The sequence below is a fragment of the Mycobacterium sp. genome, from assembly GCF_050701675.1.
In the GTDB taxonomy this organism is placed as follows: domain Bacteria; phylum Actinomycetota; class Actinomycetes; order Mycobacteriales; family Mycobacteriaceae; genus Mycobacterium.
This window is the reverse complement of sequence record NZ_JBOGDD010000973.1, coordinates 1-5,227: the sequence shown is the minus strand read 5'-3', so window position 1 is coordinate 5,227 and position 5,227 is coordinate 1. Positions and strand designations below refer to the sequence as shown.

Genomic DNA, 5,227 nt, shown 5'->3' with positions numbered 1-5,227 from the left:
GGGCGCTGGAGACCGTCAGCCCGGACGGCTCGGCGCTCGCACTCTACGGCGACAGCAGTCCGTCCTTCCTCCCGCGAACGCTCGCGGAGTCCAAGCTGGCCGCCGACCGTGTGTTGGGCCCGCTCATCGAGTACGACCGAGAGCAGGGCAGCGAGCTGATCAAGACTCTCCAGGTGTATCTGGAGTGCGATCGCTCGCCGAGCCGGGCCAGCGAACTGCTCTTCATCCACACCCAGACCGTCAACTACCGGATTACCCGGATCCAGGAGCTGACGGGCCGCTCGATGCGGTCCACCGGCGACGTGAGCGAGCTCTGGTTCGCGCTCCGGGCGCTCGCGCTCTCCCGCGCCACGTAGATAGCGGCGCTTGTCTGCGCATATGACCCGCGGTGTACGCGTCATGCCGCGGCACAGTGGGCAGCGACGACTCGGATGGGCAGACTGCCTCAGACGACCAATGAGGGAAGACGACCAATGAGGGGAAACAGTCATGGGCACGTTCGAAGGCCGCAGTGTGATCGTCACGGGGGTCGCTTCCGGTCTCGGGAGCGCACTGGCGCGGGAGTTCGCAGCTGAGGGTGCGCAGGTCCTCGGCTGCGATGTCAACGACGAGGCTGGTGCGGCCGTGATGCAGGGCATCGGCGTCTACCGCCACACCGACGTCTCCAAGGAGGCCGAGGTCGAGGCGCTCGTCGACGACGCGGTGCAGCGGTTCGGTCGGCTCGACGTCATGGTCAACAACGCCGCGATCCAGGTCGAGCAGGAGCTGGCCGACACGACAGAGGAACAGCTCGACCGCGTCCTCGGCGTCAACCTGAAGGGCCCGTTCTTCGGCTGCAAGCACGCGATCCGCGTGATGCGTGGCGCGGGCGGTGGCGCGATCGTCAATGTCTCCTCCGTGCTCGCCCTGACCGGAGATCCCATGCTCGCCGCTTACGGCGCCGCCAAGGGTGGGGTGCTCGCGCTGACCAAGTCGGCGGCGGTGAAGTACGGGCGCGAGAAGATCCGCTGTAACGCGGTGTGCCCCGGCGACATTCAGACCGAAATGGTCGAAGCGTACTTCGCCGCGGCCGAGGATCCGGCCGCCCTGCGCGCGCAGGCCGAGGGCGAGTACCCGCTCGGCCGGATCGGCCAGCCGCGCGAGGTCGCCAGGGCCGTGCTCTTCCTCGCCTCGGACGACGCGTCCTTCGTCACGGGTGAGGCGCTCGTCGTCGACGGCGGACTGCTCGCCGAGTGCTACTGATACCCAAGAACGGAGATCCCCATGCAGAGGCTCGGCATCATCCACACCGTCTCCCAGCTCGCACCGATATTCGCCGAGCTCGCCGGTGAACTGCTCCCCGGGGTCGAGACGACCGTCATCGCCGACGAGCTCCTCCTCAAGCGGACGATGCGCGATGGCGCGGTCGACGACATGACGCGCGACCGGCTGCGCGGCCACGTCGCCGCGCTCGCCGGTTTCGGCGTCGACGCCGTGCTCGTGACCTGCTCGTCGGTTGGCGACGTGGTGGACGAGATCGCGCCGGAGGCTGTCGTCCCCGTCGTGCGGGTCGACCGCGCCATGGCCGAACGCGCCGTCACGCTCGGGGCATGCGTTGGCGTGCTTGCCACGTTGCCGACGACGCTCGCCCCGACCGCCAATGTCGTCGAGGCCGCCGCGCGCGAGGCCGGCCGAGCCGTCACGGTCGTCTCGCGGGTCTGCGATGGCGCGTTCGCCGCACTGGGCCGCGGCGATGGCGCGCGACACGACGCGATCATCGCCGAGGAGCTCGACCGCCTGGCTGCCGAGGTCGACGTGGTCGTGCTCGCCCAGGCCTCGATGGCCCGGATCGCCGCTGCGCGGCCGCCGGGGGCAACCCTCGTTCTGTCGAGCCCGCGGCTCGCGATGGAGCGGCTCGCCGGGACCGCGTAGGTGTCATCCGATTTGTACGGGGCGATAAGCACCTGGTCGAGGTTGATGCAGTGCGCTAGTGGTGCAGGTCACGGGAGTCCGCAAGCATGATTGCCGTGGAACGTGAATGGAAGCCTCGAATCCTCGGTCTGGGCGGCACGACCCGTCAGGGGTCGTCGTCCGAGCGTGCGCTGCGCGCCGCGCTGGACCTCGCCGAGCGTGCCGGCGCGCAGACTGACATCCTGTTGGCCGATGAACTGGAGTTCCCGTCGTACGCGCCCGAGCGCGGGTCGCTCGGGCCGCAGGCCGACCGTCTGCTGGATCTCGTCCGCCGTGCTGATGGGGTGATCGTCGCCAGCCCCGGTTTCCATGGCGGCCCGTCGGGCCTCATCAAGAACGCGCTGGACCATCTGGAAGAGCTGCGCGAAGACGAACGGCCCTACCTCGATGGTCGCGCGATCGGTTGTATCGTCTGCGCGGCCGGTTGGCAGGCGACGGCGACAACGCTCGCGGCGCTGCGGTCGACCGTCCATGCGTTGCGGGGCTGGCCGACGCCACTGGGCGTCACGATCAACTCGACCCCGGTCGGCGACGTCGACCCGATCGTGGCCGCTGCGCCGCAGCTCGCCCTGCTCGTCGACCAGGTTGTGGGTCTCGCCCGCTGGCGACGGGCGGCGGCCACCGTCGAGGTCGCGTCGTGACCCGGCCCTCGGCTGGGTCTACTTTCCGGGTCGCTTCGCTCCTGCCCTCCACGGCGCAGACGACCACCGGCGTTCCTGCGTCGGTCGTCGGACCCGGGTTGCGCACCGTGGTCGAGGGCCTGCAGCACCCGGAGGGCGTGTGTTGGTCCCCGGCCGAGCAGGTGCTCTACGCGGGTGGCGAGGGCGGCCAGCTCTACCGGTTCGGGCTCGAGGGCGGAACCTTCGAGACGGTCTGCACCGTGCCCGGCGGCTCCATGCTCGGCCTCGCACTCGACGGCGCGGGCGCCGTGTACGTCTGTGACGTCGGCAATGGGTGCATCCAGAAGATCGGGCCCGACGGCCGCGTCCGGCAGTACGGTGCCGCGATTGGTTACCCGAACTACCCGGTCTTCGACGGCGACGGCCGGCTGTGGGTGTCGGACTCTGGGGATTGGGGCCAGTCGAGCGGGGGGATCGTGCGGATCGACCCCGACGGCGCCACCGAGCGGGTGCTCGGAGGGCTGCACTTCGCGAACGGCCTTGCGCTGCACGGTGACTGGCTATACATCGTCGAGTCGACGTGGCCGCGGATCGTGCGGATTCCGCTCTCCGGAGGCGAACCGGAACCGGTCGTCGTTCTCGACCGGGTGGTCCCGGACGGCATCGCGTTCGACGCCGACGGCGGCCTGTGGATCGGCTGCTGGCAGCCCAACCGCGTGTACCGCCTGGCCCCGGACGGCACGCTCGTCGTCGTCGTCGACGACTGGTCGGGCGTGTACGCGCCGACGCCGACGAACCTCGCGTTCGCCGGGCCCGAGCTCGACGTCCTGGCGCTCGCGTCCCTCGGCACGCTGGTGGTGACCGCCTGTGATCCCGGGGTCCGCGGGGCACCGCTGCACCTGCCGATCGGCCTGGGCTGACCACGACTGCGTACGACAAGAATGGTGGAAGGACCGATAGATGAACGGTGAGACCTACGACGCGTTGGTGATCGGCGCGGGGTTCGCGGGACTGACGGCCGCGCGCGATCTCGCGAAGGACGGCAAGCGGGTGCTGATCGTCGAGGCGCGGGACCGCATCGGTGGCCGCGCCTGGTACCGGCCCTTCGCCGACACCGAATTCTCGATCGAGCTGGGCGGCAACTGGGTCGACCCGGAGGGCAACGCGGCGCTCATGGCGGAGGTCGAGCGCTACGGCGTGCGGCTCTCGGAGAGCCCGCATCCCGAGCACCATGTCTCCCTGCTCGACGGCGTCCTCAGCCACGCCGCCTGCCCGCTCACCGGCGACGACGAGTTAGCCCTCAAGCAGGTGGTCCAGGAGGTCCTCGTGCAGGTGCGGCGGATCGACTCGGCGCTGCCGCTGGACCAGCAGGACGTGGCCGACCTCGACGTCCCACTCGACTCCTACCTCGACGGCTTCGGGCTGTCCGCGACGCTGCGCGGGCTCGTGGGCGGCTGGATCCGCGAGAACACCGGCTGTCACGAGTCGCAGATCTCCGCGCTGCACCTGATGTCGTGGATCCCGAATCTGAACGACGACGTCCTGGCGCTCGGGCACACGCCGTCGCACCGCTTCGCCGCGGGAACGATCGACCTGCTGCAGCGGATACTGGACGACTCCGGTGCCGCGCTGCGACTTTCGACGCCGGTGGCGGCGGTGACGCAGACGGCCGAGCATGTCGAGGTGCGCACGCACAGTGGCGAGGTGCTGCGCGCGCGTGGCGCCGTGATCGCCCTGCCGCTGAACTGTCTGACCGACGTCACGTTCACCCCGGCGCTGTCGCCGGAGAAGGCTGCCGGCGCTGCGATCGGCCAGACGGGCGCCGCCAAGAAGCTGTGGGCACTCGTCACGGACCTGCCGCCGAAGCTCCTCGGGGTCGGCGACCATGACGAGCCGATCGACGTCTTCTTCACGGACTTCCCGGCGGCCGAGACCGGCCTGGGCGGCGACCTCATCGTCGGCTTCTCGACGCAGGAGCGCCCGCTGGACATCCTGGACCGCGACGACATGGAGGCGGCCGTCCGTCGCTACGTCCCCGAGGCGGGCGTGCTGAAGGTCGACGGCCATGACTGGCTCGCCGACCCCTACGCCAAGGGGACGTGGTGCGCGGCGCCGGCCGGGCTGCTGTCGAAATACGCCTCTGCACTGGAGGCCACCGAGGGTCGCCTGGTGTTCGCCGGTTCTGACATCGCCCACGCGTTCCGCGGATGGATGGAGGGCGCGGTGCTGACCGGCGCCACCGCCGCGTCCCGGCTCTCGGCGATCCTGGCGCAGGACTAAATGACAACGACTTTCGGCCGCAAGAGGAGAAACCCCATGAGTGCTGCCCGCACCCTCCAAGAGTCCGCCTGGGACGCCGAGTGTCGGCACGACCTCGACGGCCTGCTGGACCACTTCCTGCCCGACGCGACGTTCTACGCGTACGGCCAACCGCCGCAACAGGGCCACGACGCCATCCGCCGGCTGACCGAGGACTTCTACCGGTCGTTTCCCGAACTCGCCATCGACTTCCTGGGTGAGTGGACCAACGGTGAGTCGTCGGCCGCCTTCGAGTTCCGCGCGCACCTGAAGGATCCCGACGGTCAGCGGTTCACCCTGCAGGGCGTCATCCTCGTCGAAATCGAGGACGGCAAGTTCAGCACGGTGCGGTACTACGA

Annotated in this window: 7 protein-coding genes; all 7 read left to right on the top strand. The window is 69.8% G+C overall.

Annotated elements, in window-relative coordinates; all coding sequences use genetic code 11:
- Positions 1-356, top strand: a 356-nt coding sequence (locus ACRDUX_RS29395) for a PucR family transcriptional regulator (protein ID WP_526419113.1), incomplete at its 5' end; no start/stop codon positions are given.
- Between the two features lie 133 nt (positions 357-489).
- A complete protein-coding gene (locus ACRDUX_RS29390; RefSeq protein ID WP_526419111.1) occupies positions 490-1,242 on the top strand; it encodes an SDR family NAD(P)-dependent oxidoreductase in 753 nt (250 codons plus the stop codon).
- 21 nt (positions 1,243-1,263) lie between these two features.
- Positions 1,264-1,911: an aspartate/glutamate racemase family protein gene (locus tag ACRDUX_RS29385; protein WP_526419109.1), complete on the top strand. Its 648-nt coding sequence runs from the start codon at positions 1,264-1,266 to the stop codon at positions 1,909-1,911.
- Between the two features lie 95 nt (positions 1,912-2,006).
- A complete protein-coding gene (locus tag ACRDUX_RS29380) occupies positions 2,007-2,591 on the top strand; it encodes an NADPH-dependent FMN reductase (protein WP_526419107.1) in 585 nt (194 codons plus the stop codon).
- Entirely contained in the window at positions 2,588-3,490 is a 903-nt protein-coding gene (locus ACRDUX_RS29375; protein ID WP_526419105.1) for an SMP-30/gluconolactonase/LRE family protein, read from the top strand. Before ACRDUX_RS29380 ends, ACRDUX_RS29375 begins: the two co-directional genes overlap by 4 nt.
- A gap of 40 nt (positions 3,491-3,530) precedes the next feature.
- A complete protein-coding gene (locus tag ACRDUX_RS29370) occupies positions 3,531-4,850 on the top strand; it encodes a flavin monoamine oxidase family protein (RefSeq protein WP_526419103.1) in 1,320 nt (439 codons plus the stop codon).
- Between the two features lie 36 nt (positions 4,851-4,886).
- Positions 4,887-5,227: nuclear transport factor 2 family protein (locus tag ACRDUX_RS29365; RefSeq protein WP_526419101.1), on the top strand; the 341-nt coding region annotated here is incomplete at its 3' end.

Bases quoted from the DNA above. Each gene is read 5' to 3' on its own strand.
- ACRDUX_RS29385 (WP_526419109.1), top strand. From the start codon at position 1,264: ATGCAGAGGCTCGGCATCATCCACACCGTCTCCCAGCTCGCACCGATA.
- ACRDUX_RS29390 (WP_526419111.1), top strand. From the start codon at position 490: ATGGGCACGTTCGAAGGCCGCAGTGTGATCGTCACGGGGGTCGCTTCC.
- ACRDUX_RS29370 (WP_526419103.1), top strand. From the start codon at position 3,531: ATGAACGGTGAGACCTACGACGCGTTGGTGATCGGCGCGGGGTTCGCG.